The following is a 20,111-nucleotide window of genomic DNA, read 5'->3' as shown; positions in this document are numbered from 1 at the left end:
GCGGTCATCATGATCGGCGAGATCGGCGGCCCCGACGAAGCCGATGCGGCGCGCTGGTGCAAGGACAACATGAAGAAGCCGATCGTCGGCTTCATCGCCGGTGTGACGGCGCCCCCCGGCAAGCGCATGGGCCATGCCGGCGCGCTGATTTCCGGCGGCGCCGACACCGCGGATGCCAAGCTCGCCATCATGGAAGAGTGCGGCTTCAAAGTGACCCGCAACTTCTCGGAGCTGGGGAAGCTGATGAAGGCGATTGGATGACGCAAACACCTGCGAGATGGCGCCCGGACCGCTTCCCTTTGTCCGCATATCCCTGTCAGCGATGGCGGCTCACGTTCCTTTCCACTTCGGATCACCACATGTCGAATTCTTACAGCAACTCCCCGCTCGCCCGACCGCCAGGTCCGCTTCGTCACGAAGCTCCATCGAATGATTTGGTTCAGATGAAAGACTCGAAGTACCCGCTCGCGTGCGAATGGGATGAGTGGCGACCGATCAGAGACGTTTGCGATCGGCCGAGTCACGACCTTCTGTAGGGTTGGGGCGAAAGCAGAGGCACTAAGAGACCCCCATCCCGCAAATGGGTCAGAACCGCGTGAGCGGGCATCCAACGATAAATCTCGACGAATTCGCAACCTATCCAATCGATTCTGATCGCCAACCGGTCGGAAATTGCAATCCGCGTGATGCGCGCAGCCTCCGAGATGAATATGCGCACGGTGGCCATTTATTCGCGAGAGGACCGGCTGGCTCTGCATCGCTTCAAGGCGGACGAGAGCTATTTGGTGGGCGAGGGGAAGAAGCCACTTGCGGCGTACCTTGACATCGAGGACATCTTGCGCGTGGCGCGCGCGGCGAACGTCGACGCAATCCATCCGGGCTACGGCTTCCTGTCGGAGAACCCCGACTTTGCCCAGGCAGTGATTGATTCCGGCATCAAATGGATCGGTCCGCGGCCGGCTGTGATGCGCACACTCGGCAACAAGGTGGCAGCGCGCAACGCCGCCGTGGCCGCGGGGGTGCCCGTAATGCCAGCGACGGCGCCGCTACCGCTCGACTTGGCCGAATGCAGGCGCATGGCCGCTGAAGTCGGCTATCCGATAATGCTCAAGGCCAGTTGGGGCGGCGGAGGTCGCGGCATGCGAGCGATTCAGGGCGAGGGAGAACTCGAAGGCGCGCTGGCAGCGGCCCGGCGCGAAGCCTTGGCCGCTTTTGGCAACGACGAGGTCTACTTCGAAAAACTGGTGCAGCGTGCGCGGCACGTGGAAGTACAGATCCTCGGCGACACGCACGGGAACATCGTGCATCTCTTCGAGCGCGATTGCACAGTGCAGCGGCGCAACCAAAAAGTGGTCGAAAGGGCGCCTGCGCCTTACATGGACGACATCACTCGCCAGCGCCTTTGCGAGAGCGCGCTCAAGCTTATGAGCGCGGTCGACTACACCCACGCGGGAACCGTCGAATTCCTGATGGACGCTGACACTGGCAGGTTCTATTTCATCGAGGTGAACCCACGCATCCAGGTCGAGCACACAGTGACCGAGCTCATTACCGGGATCGACATCGTGAAGGCGTAGATTCGCATCAGCCAGGGCGGCCGCATCGGCCTGCGGGAGGACGAGACGCACACTGACGGTAGTCTGGGATCGCGGGCCACCGGCGTGCCGCCGCAGTCGGAGATCAAGCTCAACGGCCACGCGCTGCAATGTCGGATCACCACGGAAGACCCGGAGAATGGATTCCTCCCAGACTATGGCCGGCTCAGCGCCTACCGCAGCGCCGCGGGTTTCGGGATCCGCCTTGACGCGGGAACGGCCTATGGCGGCGCAGTCATCACACCGTACTACGACTCGCTGCTGGTCAAGGTGACGGCCTGGGCGCCGACCGCGCCGGAGACCATTCAGCGCATGGATCGCGCGCTGCGTGAATTCCGCATTCGCGGCGTCGCGTCGAACCTGCAGTTCCTCGAGAACGCCATCAACCATCCGGATTTCGCGGCCGGCACGGTGACCACGCGCTTCATAGACACCACGCCGCAGTTGCTCGAGTTCACCAAGCGGCGCGATCGGGCTAGCCGGTTGCTGGGCTTCATTGCCGACGTCACGGTCAACGGCCACCCGGAGATGAAGGGCCGCAAGCTGCCGGACCTGCCGTTCATCAAGCCGGTGCTGCCGAAGGTCAACATGGCGATGCCGATTCCAGCCGGCTCGCGCGACCGCCTTCGCCAGTTGGGCGCCGAGGGCTTCGCCCAGTGGATGCTCGACAGCAAGCCCGTGCTGATGACCGATACCACGCTGCGGGACGCGCATCAGTCACTGTTCGCCACGCGGATGCGCACGGCAGATATGTTGCCGATCGCGCCCTTTTACGCGCGCGAGTTGCCGCAACTGTTGTCGCTCGAATGCTGGGGCGGCGCCACCTTCGACGTGGCGATGCGCTTCCTGAAAGAGGACCCGTGGCAACGCTTGGCGCAGCTGCGGGAACAGGTGCCCAACATTCTGTTCCAGATGCTGCTGCGCGGCGCCAACGGCGTCGGCTACACAAGCTATGCCGACAACGTCGTGCGCTTTTTTGTGAAACAAGCTGCCAGCGCCGGAGTGGATCTGTTTCGGGTATTTGATGCGCTTAACTGGGTCGAGAACATGCGCGTTTCAATCGATGCGGTGCTCGAGTCCGGCGCGCTTTGTGAAGGCGCGATTTGCTACACAGGTGACCTGTTCGACCCCTCGCGACCGAAGTACAACTTGGCCTACTACAGCCGCGTCGCGCGCCAATTGCAAAAGGCTGGCGTGCACATCCTGGCCATCAAGGACATGGCGGGAATCTGCTGGCCGCGCGCGGTCGCTACGCTGGTGAAGGCGCTTAAGGAAGAGACTGGGCTGCCGGTGCACTTCCACACGCACGACACCAGTGGGATTTCCTCGGCGTCGGTGCTTGCCGCGATTGAGGCCGGCTGTGATGCGGTCGACGGCGCCCTAGACGCGATGAGCGGTCTGACCTCGCAACCGAACCTGTCGAGCATTGCTGCGGCACTCATGCACAGCGAGCGAGATCCGGGTCTGTCACAGCATGCACTGCATGCCGCGTCCACTTACTTCGAGGGAGTCCGTCGCTTCTACGCGCCCTTCGAGAGTGACATCCGCGCCGGCACGGCCGATGTCTATCGCCAAGAGATGCCTGGTGGCCAGTACACCAACCTGCGCGAACAGGCGCGCTCGCTCGGTCTTGAGCACCGCTGGACCGAGGTGTCTCAGGCCTATGCCGACGTGAACCGCATGTTCGGCGATATCGTCAAGGTCACGCCGACTTCCAAGGTAGTGGGCGATATGGCCCTCATGATGGTCGCCAATGACTTGATACTCGAAGACGTCGAGAACCCGGACCATGAGGTCTCCTTCCCGGAATCAGTGGTGTCTCTCCTGAAAGGCGAGTTGGGTTTTCCGCCCGATGGTTTCCCGGCGGCCCTTTCGCGCAAGGTGCTGAAGTTGGCTGATGGCGTTGCATTGCCCGTGGCCTATCGTCCCGGCGACGAGATGACTCCGGTCGATCTCGAGGCTGCACGCGCCAAGGCGGAAGAGGAGGGCGGCATGCCGCTCGACGACCGCCAGTTGGCGAGCGCTCTGATGTACCCGAAGGTGACGCGCGATTTCCAGCAACACCTGCAGATTCACGGCGACACCTCGGTATTGCCGACGCCGACTTTTTTCTATGGCCTGCGGCTACAGGACGAGGTGGCCCTGGAAATTGATCCTGGCAAGACCTTGCTAGTCAGCCTCCAGGGCCTGAACGCAGATGAAGCTGCGGGTGCCGTCAAAGTTCAGTTCGAGCTCAATGGTCAGCCCCGCAGCGTATTGGTCGCCAAGGCCGGCTCTGCAAATTCGGCGTTTGCAAGGGAGGTCGCCGAGGCGGGTAATCCGCGTCATGTCGGCGCGCCGATGCCAGGAGCAATTGTGACTGTTCCAGTCGAGGCCGGTCAGTTCCTGCAAGCCGGCTCGACACTGGTTTCGCTTGAGGCAATGAAGATGGAAACGCACATCTTGGCTGACCGCGATGGCGTGGTAAGCCGCGTACTTGTGAAACCCGGGGATCGAGTCCAGGCGAAGGACCTGTTGTTGGAGTGGAAGAGTGAAGTCCCTGTCCAGACTCCCTGAACGGACTGCGAAATCTCCAAAGCTCTACGCCCAGACGGGCATGTTCACCTACGACCCGGGCTTCATGTCGACTGCTTCGTGCGAGTCCGCCATCACCTACATCGATGGCGACAAGGGCGAACTGCTGTACCGCGGCTACCCCATCGAGCAACTCGCGACCAACTGCGACTTCCTCGAGACCTGCCACCTGCTGCTGTACGGTGAGTTGCCCGACTCGGACCAGAAGGTCAACTTCACGAAGCTCGTGACCAACCACACGATGGTCAACGAGCAGATGCAATTCTTCCTGCGTGGCTTCCGCCGTGATGCCCACCCGATGGCCATCATGACCGGCCTGGTCGGCGCGCTCTCGGCCTTCTATCACGACAGCACGGACATCAACAATCCGAAGCACCGCGAGATTGCCGCGATCCGCCTGATCGCGAAGATGCCGACGCTGGTGGCCATGGCCTACAAGTACACCATCGGCCAGCCGTACATGTACCCGAAGAACGAACTCAGCTATGCGGGCAACTTCCTGCACATGATGTTCGCGACGCCGTGCGAAGAGTACAAGGTGAGCCCGGTGCTCGAGCGCGCGCTCGACCGCATCTTCATCCTGCACGCCGACCACGAGCAGAACGCATCGACCTCGACCGTGCGTCTGTGCGGCTCGTCGGGCACCAACCCGTTCGCGGCGATCGCAGCCGGCGTGGCCTGCCTCTGGGGACCCGCCCACGGTGGTGCCAACGAGGCGGCGCTCAACATGCTCTACGACATCCAGAAGGCGGGTGGCGTCGAGAAGATCGGCGAGTTCATCAAGCAGGTCAAGGACAAGAACTCGAACGTCAAGCTGATGGGCTTCGGGCATCGCGTCTACAAGAACTACGACCCGCGCGCCAAGCTGATGCAGGAAACCTGCAAGGAAGTGCTCGGCGACTATTCGGGCATCGTGCAGCGCGCGATCGGCATTCCGGTGCCGCTCTTCACCGCCATCTTTGCGCTGGCGCGCACGGTCGGCTGGATCGCCCAGCTCAACGAAATGATCGGCGACCCCGAGTACAAGATCGGCCGCCCGCGTCAGTTGTTCGAAGGCTCAGCCAAGCGCGACGTGAAGCCCATCGCCCAACGCTGACAGCCGCAAGGCTCTCACCCAGGAAAGCTGCCTTCGGGCAGCTTTTTTGCGTTTTGGCTGACATGGATGGTCAGGTGGCGCGAATACCTTGAGGGTCCGGGGGAATGAATCCATTCGCCTTTTGTCTGGACCATTGAAGGAGTTCCATCATGAAGAAGCTTGTCGCACTCGTCGCCGTCGCCTTTGCTTTCGCCGTGCCCCTCGCCGGCTGCAACACCATGAAGGGCGCCGGCCAGGACATCCAGAAGGGTGGCCAGAAGATGGAGGATGCGGCACAGAAGAAGCAATGACGCCAGGCTGCCGCGGCGCTCATCTCGCCCCGGCAGCGAATCCATCGCGGTTCGCGATGGCTTAAGGCCTAAAACGGAGAGAAAATAGCGGCCTCCATCTCTGAGCGAGATGCCAAGCCCCATGATCTCTTCCGAACGCAGCTTTGCCCGCCGCATCGACCTCACGTCGCTGCAATTGTTCGTGGCCGTCTGCGAGCTCGGCAGCATCGGGCGTGCGGCCGAACGCGAATTCATTGCTGCTTCGGCCATCAGCAAGCGGCTTTCAGACCTTGAAGCCACCCTCGGCACGCCGCTGCTCTATCGTCACGCGCGCGGCGTCGACTTGACGCCTGCTGGCGAGAGTCTCTTGCACCACGCCCGCTCGGTGCTCTACAGCCTCGAGAAGATGCAGGGCGAACTCAGCGAGTACGCGGATGGTGTTCGCGGTCATGTGCGGGTGCACGCCAACATCTCGGCGATCGTGCAGTTCCTGCCCGAGGATCTCGGCGCCTTCACGCGCGAACACGACGCTATCAAGATCGATCTTGAGGAACACCTGAGCAGCGAAGTCGTTCGCGCGGTCCACGAGGGCGCGGCCGACCTGGGCATCTGTCATCTTCCGGAAGGCGCGAGCGAGTTGCAGAGTCTGCCTTACCGAGAGGATTCGCTCGTCTTGGTCGTGCCGGGCGATCATCCGCTTTCAATGCACCGGGCCATCGACTTTGCAGCCTCGCTGGATTTCGACCATGTCGGCCTGCACACGAACAGCTCGATCTACGTCGCGATGCACGAGGCTGCGCTGGCCGCGAATCGCACGATTCGACTTCGCATCCACGTGACCGGCCTCGACGCCATGTGCCGAATGATCGAAAACGGGCTCGGCGTCGGCGTGATGCCGCAAAGGGCCTTTGAACTGATGCGGGGCGGCATTGGCCGCAGTCTCAAGAGCATTGCGCTGAACGACCCCTGGGCCGCACGCGAAATCCGCCTGGTTGCCCGCGACTTCTCGACACTTCCCGTGGCGGCGCGCATGCTCGTCACGCATCTCCGCACGCCGGCCGGGTCGCCCGCCCAGCTCGCTGCATAAGACAATTTTCCCCACGAAAGAGACCACCATGGCACGCACCCTCTACGACAAGCTCTGGGACGAACACGTCGTCCATACCGAGGAAGACGGCACCGCAATCCTCTACATCGACCGGCATCTGGTTCACGAAGTGACCAGCCCTCAGGCCTTCGAGGGACTGCGTGAAGCCGGCCGCAAGCTGTGGCGGATCAGCTCGGTCGTCGCCACGGCCGACCACAACACGCCGACCACGCACTGGGAACGCGGCTACGACGGCATCGCCGACCCGATCAGCAAGGAACAGATCACCACGCTCGACAGCAACATCAAGGAATTCGGCGCCGCCGCGTTCTTCCCGTTCCTGAGCAAGCGCCAAGGCATCGTGCACGTGATCGGGCCGGAATCGGGCGCCACGCTGCCGGGCATGACCGTGGTGTGCGGCGACTCGCACACCTCCACGCACGGCGCCTTCGGCGCCCTTGCGCACGGCATCGGCACCAGCGAGGTCGAGCACGTGATGGCGACGCAGACCCTGCTCGCCAAGAAGGCGAAGAACATGCTCGTGAAGGTCGAAGGCAAGCTGCCGCTGGGCTGCACCGCCAAGGACATCGTGCTCGCCATCATCGGCAAGATCGGCACTGCAGGCGGCACGGGCTACACGATCGAGTTCGCAGGGTCCGCCATTCGCGATCTCAGCATGGAAGGCCGCATGACGGTGTGCAACATGGCGATCGAGGCGGGTGCGCGCGCCGGTCTGGTCGCCGTGGATGAAAAGACGATCGCCTACGTCAAGGGCCGCCCGCTCTCGCCCACCGGCGTCGAATGGGACCAGGCGGTCGAATACTGGAAGACGCTGCATTCGGATGCAGGCGCGCACTTCGACACCGTGGTCGAGCTCGACGCGGCGCAGATCAAGCCGCAAGTGACCTGGGGCACTTCGCCCGAAATGGTCGTCTCGGTGGATGGCCGGGTGCCCGATCCCGACAAGGAAAAGGACGCCAACAAGCGCGGCGCCATCGAGCGCGCACTCACCTACATGGGCCTGGAACCGAACAAGCCGATGAACGACATCCTGATCGACAAGGTGTTCATCGGCTCCTGCACCAACAGCCGCATCGAAGACATGCGCGAAGCTGCCGCGATGGTCAAGAAACTCGGCCAGAAGGTCGCCAAGAACGTCAAGCTCGCCATGGTCGTTCCCGGTTCGGGTCTCGTGAAGGAACAGGCCGAGCGCGAAGGCCTCGACCAGATCTTCAAGGCTGCAGGCTTCGAATGGCGCGAACCGGGCTGCTCGATGTGCCTCGCGATGAACGCCGACCGCCTGGAGCCGGGCGAGCGCTGCGCATCGACCAGCAACCGCAACTTCGAAGGGCGCCAGGGCGCAGGTGGGCGCACCCATCTCGTGAGTCCGGCCATGGCCGCCGCCGCCGCCGTGCACGGCCATTTCGTCGACGTCCGCCAATTCGCTTGATCCAGGAGCCAGACACCATGCAGAAATTCACCGTGCACAAGGGCCTCGTGGCACCGATGGACCGCGAGAACGTCGACACCGACGCGATCATTCCCAAGCAATTCCTCAAGTCGATCCGCAAGACCGGCTTCGGCCCGAACCTGTTCGACGCCTGGCGCTACCTGGATCCGGGCGAGCCGGGCCAGGACCCGAAGTCGCGCAAGCCCAACCCCGATTTCGTGCTGAACCAGCCGCGCTACGCCGGGGCCTCCGTGCTGCTGGCTCGCAAGAACTTCGGCTGCGGCTCCTCGCGCGAGCACGCGCCGTGGGCGCTCGACCAATATGGATTCCGCGCCATCATCGCGCCGAGCTATGCGGACATCTTCTTCAACAACAGCTTCAAGAACGGGCTGCTGCCGATCGTGCTCAGCGAATCCCAGGTCGCGCAGCTCTTCGACGAGACCCTGGCCTTCCCGGGCTACAGCCTGACGATCGACCTCGAACGCCAGGTCGTGATCAAGCCGGATGGCGTCGAGCTTCCATTCGAAGTGCAGGCTTTCCGCAAGTTCTGCCTGATCAATGGACTGGACGACATCGGCCTGACCCTGCGCCACAAGGACAAGATCAAGGCTTTCGAGGCCGAGCGCCTAGCTAAGAAGCCTTGGCTCACGCACCAGCTGATTGCCTGATCCTTCACTCACCTCATAACAGACTCTCATGAAAATCGCAGTTCTTCCTGGTGACGGCATCGGCACCGAAATCGTCGCCGAGGCCCTTCGTGTCCTCGAGACGCTCGACCTCTCCTTCGAGACCGAGACCGCCCTGGTCGGCGGTGCAGCCTACGAGGCGCACGGCCACCCGCTGCCCGAATCCACGCTCAAGCTGGCCAAGGAAGCGGACGCAGTGCTGTTCGGCGCCGTGGGCGACTGGAAGTACGACAAGCTGGAGCGGTCGCTGCGACCCGAGCAGGCGATCCTGGGCTTGCGCAAGAACCTCGGACTGTTCGCCAACTTCCGGCCTGCCATCTGCTACGAGCAACTCGTCGATGCTTCGAGCCTGAAGCCCGAACTGATTGCGGGCCTGGACATCCTCATCATTCGCGAATTGACCGGCGACATCTACTTCGGCCAGCCGCGCGGCCGCCGCACCGCCGTCGACGGGCACTTCCCGGGCGCCGAGGAAGCCTTCGACACGATGCGCTACTCGCGCCCCGAAGTCGAACGCATCGCCCATGTCGCGTTCCAGGCCGCGCGCAAGCGCAGCAAGCGCGTGACCAGCGTCGACAAGGCCAACGTGCTCGAGACCTTCCAGTTCTGGAAGGACATCGTGACCGAGGTCGGCAAGGAATACCCCGACGTTGAGCTCGACCACATGTACGTCGACAACGCCGCAATGCAGCTCGTCAAGGCACCGAAGAAATTCGACGTGGTCGTCACCGGCAACATGTTCGGCGACATCCTCTCGGACGAAGCCGCGATGCTCACCGGTTCGATCGGCATGCTGCCCTCCGCATCGCTCAATTCGAGCAACCAGGGCCTCTACGAGCCGAGTCACGGCAGTGCGCCGGACATCGCCGGCAAAGGGGTTGCCAACCCTTTGGCTACAATCCTGTCCGCTGCCATGATGCTCCGCTTCTCACTCAACCAGCCCGAGGCTGCCGACCGGATCGAGTCGGCGGTCAAGCACGTGCTGGCCCAGGGACTGCGCACGGCAGACATCTGGTCCGCGGGTACCACCAAGGTCGGCACCCGCGAAATGGGCGATGCCGTGGTGGCTGCCATCACCAAAAAGACGATTACCGGCTAACCGCAGCCCGATTCGTCACGCCCTCCCCCGGCTCTGACGAGCCGGGCGCAAAGAAGACAACTTTCTTTTTTCACAAGGGCAAATTGAAATGGCGAACGCAAATCAACCTCTGGTCGGCCTTGTTGGCTGGCGCGGCATGGTCGGCTCGGTCCTCATGGACCGCATGCAGGCCGAAGGGGACTTCGGCCTGATCGAGCCGGTCTTCTTCTCGACGTCCAACGCAGGCGGCAAGGCCCCGGCGATGGCGAAGAACGAGACCACGCTCAAGGACGCGCACGACATCGACGCACTGAAGAAGTGCGACATCATCGTCACCGCGCAGGGCGGCGACTACACGACGGAAGTCTTCCCCAAGCTGCGCGCCGCGGGCTGGAAGGGCCACTGGGTCGATGCCGCCTCCACCTTGCGCATGAACGACGACGCGATCATCGTGCTCGACCCGGTCAACCTCCCCGTCATCCAGAACGCGCTGACCAAGGGCGGGAAGAACTGGGTCGGCGGCAACTGCACCGTCAGTTGCATGCTGATGGGCGTGGGCGCCCTCTACAAGGCCGGCCTGGTCGAGTGGATGACCAGCATGACCTACCAGGCGGCCTCCGGCGGCGGCGCCCAGCACATGCGCGAACTGCTCACCCAGTTCGGCAGCATCAATGCGGAAGTTCGCTCCCTGCTGGACGACCCGAAGTCGGCCATTCTCGAGATCGACCGCAAGGTACTGGCCCGGCAACAGTCGCTCAGTGCTGCTGAAACGGCGAATTTCGGCGCTCCGCTCGGCGGCAGCCTGATCCCCTGGATCGACAAGGATCTCGGCGACGGAATGAGCAAGGAAGAGTGGAAGGGCGGCGCCGAAACCAACAAGATCCTGGGTCAGGGCGCCGGCTTCGGAACGGCCGCGACGCCGGTCGACGGCTTCTGCGTGCGCATCGGTGCGATGCGCTGCCACAGCCAGGCGCTGACCTTCAAGCTCAAGAAGGACGTCCCCCTGGCGGACATCGAGGCGCTCATCGCCGGCGACAACGAATGGGTCAAGGTCGTGCCGAACACGCGCGAGGCCACTGTCAAGGATCTCACCCCGGTCGCGGTGACCGGAACCATGTCAATCCCCGTCGGCCGCCTGCGCAAGCTGGCGATGGGCCCCGAATACCTCGGAGCCTTCACGATCGGCGATCAACTGCTGTGGGGCGCCGCGGAACCGCTGCGCCGAATGTTGCGAATCCTGCTCGAAGCCTGAAAATGTGGCGAGCGCACCCCCTGTGCGCTCGCCCGTTGCTGTGCCGCAACGGCGCATGCATGACGAAGTTTGCACGCACTGGGTAGATAAGGCCTGTCGCCTTGTCAGTGCGGGGTGATGATGTTAACGTCCCCTTACACTTTCGGGCCGAGCTGCCCCCCTAACAGCATGACACGACATCCGTTGCCTGCGGCCCGCCCTTCGGCCATCCGCCCGACTCCGACGATCTCTGGTCGGAATCAGCTTTCCCTAATCAGTGCTGCTGTTGCCGTGGCTCTGGGCGCATTCAGCGCCGACGCCAGCGCATTGGCACTGGGCCGGCTCAACGTCCAGTCGGCGCTCGGCGAGCCGCTCCGCGCGGAAATCGAAGTCACGGAGATCACACCGGCGGAAGCGGACGGGTTGAAAGTCAGCATCGCTACGACCGAAGCCTTCCGAGCGGCCGGGGTTCCTTACAACTCGGCACTATCGGACGTGCGCGTCGGCGTGCAGAAACGCGCGGACGGGCGCTACGTCGTTCGCCTGTCCAGCAATCGGCTGGTCAGCGAGCCTTTCATCGATCTGCTGCTGGAAGCCAACTGGGGCTCGGGCCGGATCGTGCGTGACTACACGGTCCTGCTCGATCCGCCGGCCACCCGCCAGGCAGCCAGGACTGCACCGGTCACGCCCACGGCGCCGCAGATCAGCTCGATGCCGCCGCAAGTCGCCGTGCCCGCAGTGGTGCAGGCGCCCGCAGCCCGCAGGCAGCGCACCGCACCCGCTCCGGTCACCCCCGCTGAAGCCCCCGATACGGCGGTGCGAACCGGCAGCGGAGAACAGGTCACCGTGCGTCCCGGCGACACCGCAAGCAAGATCGCCGGCGCATACAAGCCGGCCGACGTGTCGCTCGACCAGATGCTCGTGGCCCTGCAGCGCGCCAACCCGAACGCGTTCATTGGCGGCAACATCAACCGCATCAAGGCCGGCGCGGTGCTGGAGCTGCCCGGCGCATCCCAGGCCGAGGCTGTTCCAGCAGCCGAAGCTCGCCGCACCGTGACAGCGCAAAGCCAGGACTTCAGCGAGTACCGTCGCCGCCTGGCAGACAACGCGCCGGCCTCGCAAGTGGCCGATGCCGGCCGCCAGGCTTCGGGCAAGGTCCAGACCAACGTGGAAGACCGGAACGCGGCCAACGCGTCGAGCGACAAGCTCAAGATCTCGCAAGGCATCTCGCCCGGCCGTGCGACCGAAGAACAACTGGTGCAAGCCCGCCAGGAACAGGCGAACAAGGCTCGCGTCGCTGAACTGTCCAAGAACATCGAGGACATGAACAAGCTGAAGACGGAGACGACCAAATCGCCTTCGGCCGCCGCGAGCCCCGCCGCAGCGGCGCCTTCAACGCCCGCCACGCCTGTCGCTGCACCGGCACCGGCGGCCGCGGCACCTGCTACGCCTGTTCCTGCTCAGGCAGCCGCGCCAGCTCCGCCAGTAGCAGCGCCCGCTGTTGCCGCAACACCTGCGCCGGCCCCCGCGGCAGCGACCCCTCCGGCTGTCGTCGCTGCAGCCGCACCGGCAGCAGCCGCTGCAAGCACGCCCGCAACGCCCGCCATCACGCCGGCACCCGCCGCTGCAGTACCTGCCGCGGTGACCCCAGCGGCGCCCGCGCCGGCTGCCGCTCCCGTCGTCCCCAAGCCCAAGGTCAGCGCACCGCCCCCGCCGCCTCCAGCGCCCAGCTTCTTCGCCGAACTGCTCGAGAATCCGCTCATGGTCGGTGCCGCCGCGCTGATCGCATTGCTGATCGGCTTCCTGCTGTATCGCGTGCTCGGCCGCAAGCGTCGGGACGCCGGAGACAGCGTGTTCATTGAAAGTCGCATTCCGAAGGATTCATTCTTCGGTGCCAGCGGCGGCGAATCGGTCGACACGAAGAACCGCGGCAACTCCGTGGTGTCCTCGCTCTCGTATTCGCCCAGCCAACTGGATGCCGGCGACGTGGATCCCGTGGCGGAAGCCGACGTATACCTCGCCTACGGCCGTGACCTGCAAGCCGAGGAAATCCTCCGCGAAGCCTTGCGCGTCAATCCGGAACGCACCGCGATCCATCTCAAGCTGCTCGAAATCCACGCCAAGCGCCGCGACTTGCGCGCCTACGAGGCCCTGGCGGCCGACGTGCACAAGCTGACGGGCGGCACAGGCACCGAATGGAACCGAGTGGTCGAACTGGGCAAGGATCTCGATCCAGGCAATCCGCTGTACGAAGCGGGAAGCCTCGGCGTGTCCGCCGCGGAAGCCGCCGCCTTCGCCGGAACCCTGGCCGCCGCGTCGGCCCCTGCGCCCTTGGTGCCCGCCTCCGGTCCTGTCGAAGAACCCGAAGGCGTCGCCCCACCGCCCGCCTTCGTGCCGTCGGTTGCCCCGCTCGACTTCGACCTGGACCTGAGCAAGCCTGCGGTGGCCCCTGCCACTGCCCCAGCCCCCCTCAGCGCGACGCTCGCCCCGACCCCCATCCAGGCACCGGAGCCTTTCGTCGCGACGATGCACGAAGCGCCGCGAGCGATCCCGGCTGCCATGGGCATGAATGGCAGCAGCGTCCACGGAAGCGCCGCCGTCCCGACCGCAAGGCTCGACCTTGAAAACGACTTCGATACGGCACCCGGGGCCCTTGAACCGATGACACGCGCTCCTTCGCTCCCGAGCGAAGAGCGCACGCAACCGGCGCCTCTGCGCGCGGGCCTCCCGGCGGATTCCGGCTTCATCGAATTCGACATGAGTTCGTTGGCCGGCCTGTCGGGCCGCACCCCCGCCGACACCGAGCGCGGCCGCCTCGAGCCGCTCGAGGAAAGCGGCGAAAGTCCGCACGCCATCAAGCTCTCCCTGGCACGCGAACTCAAGGCCCTGGGCGACGTCGAAGGCGCCCGTTCCCTGGTCGAGGAAGTGGCCGCCGAAAGCCACGGCGATATCAAGGCCGAGGCCAAGCAACTGCTCGGCCAACTGCACTGAGTGGCCGCGCGGCCGCTCATCCCGTCGTGAGGCTGGCCCTCGGCATCCGCTACAACGGCCAGGCGTACGAGGGCTGGCAAAGCCAGCGCTCGGGCCGCACCGTCCAGGACAAGCTGGAAGCGGCGCTCACGCAGTTTGCCGCGCAACCCATCTCCACGCTGTGCGCGGGCCGCACCGACACCGGTGTCCATGCCCTGATGCAGGTGGTGCACTTCGACACCTCCGTCGAACGCGCCCCTTTCTCCTGGATGCGAGGCACCAACCGTTTCCTTCCCGGCGACATCGCGGTGCAGTGGGCCCAGCCGGTTCCCGACCAGTTTCATTGCCGGGCCAGCGCACTCACCCGGCGCTATCTCTACGTGCTGTCTCAATCGCCGGTCAGGCCGAGCCTCGATGCGGGCCGGGTCGGGTGGTCGATGCATCCACTCGATGGCGACGCGATGCGGGCCGGCGCCGAAGTGCTGCTGGGCCAGCATGATTTCAGCTCGTTCCGCGCCTCGGCCTGCCAGGCGCGGTCACCCGTCAAGGAACTGCGTCGGATCGTGATCTCGCGCCACGGTGAATCCGAGCGCTGCCGCTGGCACTTCGAGTTCGAGGCCGACGCCTTCCTGCATCACATGATCCGCAACATCATGGGCTGTCTCGTGCGAATCGGTCGGGGCGACGAGCGCCCCGAGTGGATGCGCGAAGTGCTGGATGCGCGCAGCCGCGTCGTCGCGGCGCCGACCTTTTCGCCCAACGGCCTGTATTTCCTGGGCCCGCTGTATGCGGCCGGCTGGGGCTTGCCGGCCGAGGCGACGATGGGGGGAACTGGCGCTGCGTATGATGGCCCGCCATGACTGCCGCCATCGCTCCAGCCCGCACGCGAATCAAGATCTGCGGACTCACGCGCGAGCAGGATGTGGATGCCGCCGTGCAGGCGGGAGCGGACGCTGTCGGCTTCGTCCTGTATCCGGCCAGTCCGCGCGTGGTAACGGTCGCGCGCGCAGCCGAGTTGGCCGAGAGGTTGCCGCCATTCGTGACGCGCGTGCTCCTGTTCGTCAACGAAGCTCCGGAAATGACCGTGGATGCGCTTTCCAGGGTGCCTGGATCGATGGCTCAGTTCCACGGCGATGAATCGCCTGTTCAGTGCTGGGAGGGCTGCGGCCAGGGCGCCTATCGGTTCATGCGGGCGGCGCGCATTCCGCTCGGGGCCGCCGGAGCCGGCTTCGACCTCGTAAAATATGCGTCCGATTACTCCCGCGCCCAGGCCATCCTGCTCGACGCCCATGTCGAGGCGTATGGCGGTGGCGGCAAGGCATTCGATTGGTCACTTCTTCCACCCGCCGTCGACGCTCACCTCGTCTTGAGTGGTGGGCTCACACCTGCAAACGCGGGCGATGGCATTCGTCAGTTGCGGACGCGCTGCAAGTCGCTGTCCGTTGACGTGAGTTCCGGCGTCGAGGCCTCGAAGGGCGTCAAGGACGCCGGGAAAATTCGCGAATTCGTGGCCGCAGTTCGTGCGGCCGATGCCTCTTCCTAGTTTGCCGCTGGCCGCCGCCTCGATCGTCTGGCGCCGGCCGGCCCACCGATCGAGACCATGAACACCTACCAGCAACCCGATGCCAGCGGCCATTTCGGCATCTATGGCGGCACCTTTGCCAGCGAAACGCTGACTCACGCGATCAACGAACTGCGCGATGCCTACGCGAAATACAAGGACGACCCGCAGTTCCAGGCCGAATTCCACTACGAACTGGCGCATTTCGTGGGCCGGCCCTCCCCGATCTACCACGCGGCGCGCACCAGCCGCGAAATGGGCGGCGCACAGATCTACCTGAAGCGCGAGGACCTGAACCACACCGGCGCCCACAAGGTGAACAACACCATCGGCCAGGCGATGCTCGCCAGGCGGATGGGCAAGCCCCGGGTGATCGCCGAGACCGGCGCAGGGCAACACGGCGTGGCCACGGCCACCATCTGTGCGCGGTATGGGCTCGAATGCGTGGTCTACATGGGCAGCCAGGACGTCCAGCGCCAGAGCCCCAACGTCTACCGCATGAACCTGCTCGGCGCGACGGTAGTGCCGGTGGAATCCGGCAGCAAGACCCTGAAAGACGCGCTCAACGAAGCGATGCGCGACTGGGTCACCAATGTCGAGAACACCTTCTACATCATCGGCACAGTCGCCGGACCGCACCCCTACCCGACCATGGTCCGCGACTTCCAGAGCGTGATCGGCAACGAGTGCATCGAACAGATGCCAGCCATGCTGGCAGCGCAAGGCATCACCGGCGAAGCCGAGGGCAAGCAACCCGACGTGGTTGTGGCCTGCGTGGGCGGCGGGAGCAATGCGATGGGCATCTTCCACCCCTACATCCCGTTCGCAGGCACGCGCCTGATCGGTGTCGAAGCAGCCGGCGAAGGCCTGGACAGCGGCAAGCACTCCGCATCGATCCTGCGTGGGAGCCCGGGCGTGTTGCATGGCAACCGCACCTACCTCCTGCAAAACGAAGACGGCCAGATCACCGAAACCCACAGCATCAGCGCCGGCCTCGACTACCCCGGCGTGGGCCCGGAACACGCCTACCTGGCCGACATTGGCCGCGCCGAATACGTGGGCGTCACCGACGCAGAGGCGCTGGAAGCCTTCCACTACCTGTGCCGAACTGAAGGCATCATTCCGGCACTCGAATCAAGCCACGCGGTAGCCTATGCCATGAAGCTCGCCAGGACCATGCGCCCGGACCAGTCGATCCTGGTCAACCTTTCGGGCCGTGGCGACAAGGACATCGGCACGGTCGCCGACCTCTCGGGCGTGGACTTCTACGATCGGCCGTCGATGCGCGGCCTCAGCGTGAAGGGAGGCAAGGCATGAGCCGCATCGCTGCAACCTTCGAAGCCCTGCGGAAGGACGGTCGCAAGGCATTGATCCCGTATGTGACGGCAGGCTTTCCGTACGCGGACATCACGCCCGAACTCATGCACGGCATGGTCGAGGCAGGTGCCGATGTGATCGAGCTCGGCGTCCCGTTCTCCGATCCGATGGCCGACGGCCCCGTGATCCAGCGGGCCGGCGAGGCCGCGCTGGCACTTGGCATCGGCATGAAGCAGGTGCTGGCCATGGTCGCCGCCTTCCGGCAGAAGGACGACCGCACGCCCGTCGTGCTGATGGGCTACGCCAATCCGGTCGAGCGCTATGACCTGGTGCACGGCAAGGGCACATTCATCCGTGATGCGGCTGCGGCCGGCGTCGACGGACTGCTGATCGTCGACTACCCGCCCGAGGAGTGCGAGGACTTCGCCGCCCAGCTCCAGGCACATCACATCGACCTGATCTTCCTGCTCGCGCCCACCAGCACCAGCGAGCGCATGGCCCAGGTCGGCCGCATTGCGACCGGCTATGTCTACTACGTCTCTCTCAAGGGCGTGACAGGTGCCGGCAACCTCGACACCGAAGCCGTCGGCCAGATGATTCCGCGCATCCGCGAGCATGTGAAGGTGCCGGTCGGCGTGGGCTTCGGCATCCGTGATGCGCGCACCGCACAGGCCGTCGGCTCCACGGCCGATGCGGTCGTCATCGGCTCGCGCATCATCCAGCTGATCGAAAACCAGCCCCGCGACGCGGTGGTCCCACGCGTCTGCGAATTCCTCGCCGACATCCGCCAGGCGCTCGACGCACTGCCCGCCGCGACGCCCAAGAACGCGGCTGGCCGATAATCACCGCCAACACAAGGAGCCCCCATGAGCTGGCTTGAAAAACTGCTACCCCCCAAGATCGCACCGACCGATCCGAGCGAACGCCGCCAGATGCCCGAAGGCCTCTGGATCAAGTGCCCGAGTTGCGAGACCGTGCTCTACAAGACCGACCTCGAGCACAACCAGAACGTCTGCCCGAGCTGCGGCCACCACCATCGCATTGGAGCCCGCGCCCGGCTCGATGCCTTCCTCGACTCCGAAGGCCGCTACGAAGTGGGCCAGGAAGTCCTGCCGGTCGACGCCCTCAAGTTCAAGGACAGCCGCAAGTACCCGGAGCGTCTCAAGGAAGCGCTGGAAAACACCGGCGAGACCGACGCGCTGGTCGTGATGGGCGGCTCGGTGCACAGCATCAACGTCGTGGTCGCCTGCTTCGAATTCGACTTCATGGGCGGCAGCATGGGCAGCGTGGTCGGCGAACGCTTCGTGCGTGGGGTCGAGACCGCCATCGAACAGAAGGTGCCATTCATCTGCTTCACCGCCACCGGCGGTGCGCGCATGCAGGAAGGCCTGCTGTCGCTGATGCAGATGGCGAAGACCAACGCGGCGCTCACCCTCCTCGCCAAGAAGGGCCTGCCCTACATCAGCGTGCTGACCGACCCGACGATGGGCGGCGTGAGCGCCGGCTTCGCGTTCGTCGGCGATGTGGTGATCGCGGAGCCGAAGGCGCTGATCGGCTTTGCCGGCCCGCGCGTGATCGAGTCCACCGTGCGCGTGACGCTGCCAGAAGGCTTCCAGCGAGCCGAGTTCCTGCAGACCAAGGGTGCGATCGACTTCATCTGCGATCGGCGCGAGTTGCGCAAGACGGTCGCGAACACGCTGGCGATGCTGCTGCGCCAACCCGCGGACGCGGTGGTCTGACCCCCAGGCTTCGCGCACTTCGTGTCGCTACTCCACCCCCTATCAGGGGGCAATACCTGCGGCCCGGCGAAGCCGGTTCCGCGGTATTTCTCGAATGGGTCCGATGGCTTTTAACGGCCGAGGGTGAAGGCGGACCCCATCACGTTGCCGAGGATGATGGCGCCGACTTGCAGCAGCACAATGGCGGCCAGCGGCGAGAGGTCGACGCCGCCCACGAGCGGAATGAATCGCCGCAGCGGCCGGACCAGCGGTTCCGCCAGTCGTGCAATGAGGTCGTGCAGCATTGACGACGCACTCGGCACCCACGACAGCACGGCGTAGACAATCAACAACGCGGTGAGGCCCGACACAGCGAGCTGCAGCAAGCCGATGAACGAGATCAGCGGCAGGATCGCCCAGCGGTCGAGTCCTCCCATCAACAGCCAGAGCAGCAGGAACTTCGCCAGCACCAGGAGCCACGCGGCCACGCCGCTGGCCAAGTCCCATCGCTTGACCGGCGGCACGACGCGCCGCAGCGGCAGCACGATCCAGTCGGTGATCGCGAACACGAAACGCCCCAGCGGATTCCCGAAGGGTACGCGGTGGTATTGCATGTAGAGACGCAGCAGACAAGCGCCGCCCAGAAGGCCGACGATCACGTCGAGCAGGAACGAAGGAATCTGATAGAGCATGGCGCGAGGTCGTGAGCGGAATGCGATGATAGCCACGCAAGGTTCATCGATGACGACACAACCCCTTCTGGGCTCCCTCCCCCTTTTCCCCCTGGGCACCGTGCTGTTCCCCGGCGGCTTTCTTCCCTTGAGGATCTTCGAGGTGCGCTACCTCGACATGATCGGCCGGTGCCACAGGACCGGAGCCCCCTTCGGCGTGGTCAGCCTCACGCAGGGGTCGGAGGTCCGCAAGGCCGGCGCCGAGGCCGAGAGCTTCGCGGCAGTCGGCACGCTCGCCGCTATTCGCGAGTTCGAAGCGCCCCAGTCGGGGCTCATGCAGATCGAATGCATCGGCACACAGCGCTTTCGGGTCCGGTCCAGCGAACTGCAGAAGTACGGGTTGTGGACAGCGGACGTCGAGGCGGTTGCCGATGACGTTTCGCTGGCCGTCCCCGAAGACCTGCGGCACACCACAGATGCGTTGCGCCGCCTCGTCGACACGCTGGAAGAGCGCCGCCGCATGGAGGGCGATGAAAGCGTGCGCCTGCCCATCGCCCAGCCCTATCGATTCGATGATTGCGGTTGGGTCGCGAATCGCTGGTGCGAGCTTCTGCCCATGCAGGCGGAACTCAAGCAGCGATTGATGGAACTGGACAGCCCGCTCATGCGGCTCGAACTGGTGAGCGACCTGCTGGCACGCACCGGCATCGCGAAGTAGCTTGCTACAAGTTCAATAGCATCGGATACAAGATCGGCGAGTGATGCGGCGGGGTCTCCGAAGAGGCTTGCGCGGCTAAAATGGCGGGTT

At 64.6% G+C, this 20,111-nt stretch carries 14 protein-coding genes and 3 pseudogenes; 16 read left to right on the top strand and 1 reads right to left on the bottom strand.

Annotated elements, in window-relative coordinates; genetic code table 11:
* From AC1D3B_RS23275 to accD, 15 genes and pseudogenes are all read left to right on the top strand, one after another.
* A pseudogene (locus AC1D3B_RS23275) lies at window positions 1–261 on the top strand (succinate--CoA ligase subunit alpha); the annotation flags it as partial.
* 425 nt (window positions 262–686) lie between these two features.
* Window positions 687–4,151 (top strand): annotated as a pseudogene (locus AC1D3B_RS23270) (pyruvate carboxylase).
* A 19-nt stretch (window positions 4,152–4,170) separates the two neighbouring features.
* A pseudogene (gene gltA / locus AC1D3B_RS23265) lies at window positions 4,171–5,265 on the top strand (citrate synthase); the annotation flags it as partial.
* A gap of 149 nt (window positions 5,266–5,414) precedes the next feature.
* Complete coding sequence (locus AC1D3B_RS23260) at window positions 5,415–5,555, top strand: entericidin A/B family lipoprotein (protein WP_028248637.1); 141 nt, start codon at window positions 5,415–5,417, stop codon at window positions 5,553–5,555.
* Between the two features lie 121 nt (window positions 5,556–5,676).
* The gene (locus tag AC1D3B_RS23255; protein WP_478193034.1) at window positions 5,677–6,621 is read left to right on the top strand and encodes a LysR substrate-binding domain-containing protein; all 945 of its coding nucleotides are present in this window, start codon (window positions 5,677–5,679) and stop codon (window positions 6,619–6,621) included.
* 28 nt (window positions 6,622–6,649) lie between these two features.
* Window positions 6,650–8,071 (top strand): 3-isopropylmalate dehydratase large subunit, encoded by a 1,422-nt coding sequence (leuC, locus tag AC1D3B_RS23250; RefSeq protein WP_478193033.1) that lies wholly within the window; start codon window positions 6,650–6,652, stop codon window positions 8,069–8,071.
* 17 nt (window positions 8,072–8,088) lie between these two features.
* Window positions 8,089–8,739, top strand: a complete 651-nt coding sequence (gene leuD / locus AC1D3B_RS23245) for a 3-isopropylmalate dehydratase small subunit (RefSeq protein WP_478193032.1) — start codon at window positions 8,089–8,091, stop codon at window positions 8,737–8,739.
* A gap of 28 nt (window positions 8,740–8,767) precedes the next feature.
* Window positions 8,768–9,856 carry a 3-isopropylmalate dehydrogenase gene (gene leuB, locus AC1D3B_RS23240; protein WP_478162348.1) on the top strand — a complete coding sequence of 363 codons (1,089 nt, stop codon included), beginning with the start codon at window positions 8,768–8,770 and terminating at the stop codon, window positions 9,854–9,856.
* An 88-nt stretch (window positions 9,857–9,944) separates the two neighbouring features.
* Entirely contained in the window at window positions 9,945–11,087 is a 1,143-nt protein-coding gene (asd, locus tag AC1D3B_RS23235) for an aspartate-semialdehyde dehydrogenase (RefSeq protein WP_478193031.1), read from the top strand.
* Window positions 11,088–11,357: 270 nt separating this feature from the next.
* Window positions 11,358–14,057 (top strand): motility hub landmark protein FimV, encoded by a 2,700-nt coding sequence (locus AC1D3B_RS23230; RefSeq protein WP_478193030.1) that lies wholly within the window; start codon window positions 11,358–11,360, stop codon window positions 14,055–14,057.
* 26 nt (window positions 14,058–14,083) lie between these two features.
* A complete protein-coding gene (gene truA, locus AC1D3B_RS23225) occupies window positions 14,084–14,896 on the top strand; it encodes a tRNA pseudouridine(38-40) synthase TruA (protein WP_478193029.1) in 813 nt (270 codons plus the stop codon).
* Window positions 14,893–15,579, top strand: coding sequence for a phosphoribosylanthranilate isomerase (locus tag AC1D3B_RS23220; RefSeq protein WP_478193028.1), 687 nt, complete (start codon window positions 14,893–14,895; stop codon window positions 15,577–15,579). Before truA ends, AC1D3B_RS23220 begins: the two co-directional genes overlap by 4 nt.
* A gap of 57 nt (window positions 15,580–15,636) precedes the next feature.
* Window positions 15,637–16,914, top strand: coding sequence for a tryptophan synthase subunit beta (gene trpB, locus AC1D3B_RS23215; protein WP_478193027.1), 1,278 nt, complete (start codon window positions 15,637–15,639; stop codon window positions 16,912–16,914).
* Window positions 16,911–17,756, top strand: a complete 846-nt coding sequence (gene trpA / locus AC1D3B_RS23210) for a tryptophan synthase subunit alpha (protein ID WP_478193026.1) — start codon at window positions 16,911–16,913, stop codon at window positions 17,754–17,756. The genes trpB and trpA overlap by 4 nt, the downstream gene beginning before the upstream one ends.
* A 24-nt stretch (window positions 17,757–17,780) precedes the next feature.
* Window positions 17,781–18,653: an acetyl-CoA carboxylase, carboxyltransferase subunit beta gene (gene accD / locus AC1D3B_RS23205; RefSeq protein WP_478193025.1), complete on the top strand. Its 873-nt coding sequence runs from the start codon at window positions 17,781–17,783 to the stop codon at window positions 18,651–18,653.
* A 110-nt stretch (window positions 18,654–18,763) separates the two neighbouring features.
* On the opposite strand, the gene AC1D3B_RS23200 is transcribed toward accD, so the two are convergent.
* Window positions 18,764–19,324 carry a YggT family protein gene (locus AC1D3B_RS23200; RefSeq protein ID WP_478193024.1) on the bottom strand — a complete coding sequence of 187 codons (561 nt, stop codon included), beginning with the start codon at window positions 19,322–19,324 and terminating at the stop codon, window positions 18,764–18,766.
* A 49-nt stretch (window positions 19,325–19,373) separates the two neighbouring features.
* On the opposite strand from AC1D3B_RS23200, the gene AC1D3B_RS23195 reads away from it, so the two are divergent.
* Window positions 19,374–20,021, top strand: coding sequence for an LON peptidase substrate-binding domain-containing protein (locus AC1D3B_RS23195; protein WP_478193023.1), 648 nt, complete (start codon window positions 19,374–19,376; stop codon window positions 20,019–20,021).
* The last annotated feature ends 90 nt before the right edge of the window (window positions 20,022–20,111 follow it).

It is taken from the genome of Variovorax sp. P5_A3 (genome assembly GCF_056400665.1).
This window is presented reverse-complemented; position numbering and strand designations above follow the sequence as displayed.

Excerpts from the sequence above, each read along its gene's own strand:
- asd (WP_478193031.1), top strand. The coding sequence starts at position 9,945 with ATGGCGAACGCAAATCAACCTCTGGTCGGCCTTGTTGGCTGGCGCGGC.
- leuC (WP_478193033.1), top strand. The coding sequence starts at position 6,650 with ATGGCACGCACCCTCTACGACAAGCTCTGGGACGAACACGTCGTCCAT.
- AC1D3B_RS23220 (WP_478193028.1), top strand. The coding sequence starts at position 14,893 with ATGACTGCCGCCATCGCTCCAGCCCGCACGCGAATCAAGATCTGCGGA.
- AC1D3B_RS23260 (WP_028248637.1), top strand. The coding sequence starts at position 5,415 with ATGAAGAAGCTTGTCGCACTCGTCGCCGTCGCCTTTGCTTTCGCCGTG.
- AC1D3B_RS23195 (WP_478193023.1), top strand. The coding sequence starts at position 19,374 with ATGACGACACAACCCCTTCTGGGCTCCCTCCCCCTTTTCCCCCTGGGC.
- leuD (WP_478193032.1), top strand. The coding sequence starts at position 8,089 with ATGCAGAAATTCACCGTGCACAAGGGCCTCGTGGCACCGATGGACCGC.
- AC1D3B_RS23200 (WP_478193024.1), bottom strand. The coding sequence starts at position 19,324 with ATGCTCTATCAGATTCCTTCGTTCCTGCTCGACGTGATCGTCGGCCTT.
- accD (WP_478193025.1), top strand. The coding sequence starts at position 17,781 with ATGAGCTGGCTTGAAAAACTGCTACCCCCCAAGATCGCACCGACCGAT.
- AC1D3B_RS23255 (WP_478193034.1), top strand. The coding sequence starts at position 5,677 with ATGATCTCTTCCGAACGCAGCTTTGCCCGCCGCATCGACCTCACGTCG.
- trpB (WP_478193027.1), top strand. The coding sequence starts at position 15,637 with ATGAACACCTACCAGCAACCCGATGCCAGCGGCCATTTCGGCATCTAT.
- trpA (WP_478193026.1), top strand. The coding sequence starts at position 16,911 with ATGAGCCGCATCGCTGCAACCTTCGAAGCCCTGCGGAAGGACGGTCGC.
- leuB (WP_478162348.1), top strand. The coding sequence starts at position 8,768 with ATGAAAATCGCAGTTCTTCCTGGTGACGGCATCGGCACCGAAATCGTC.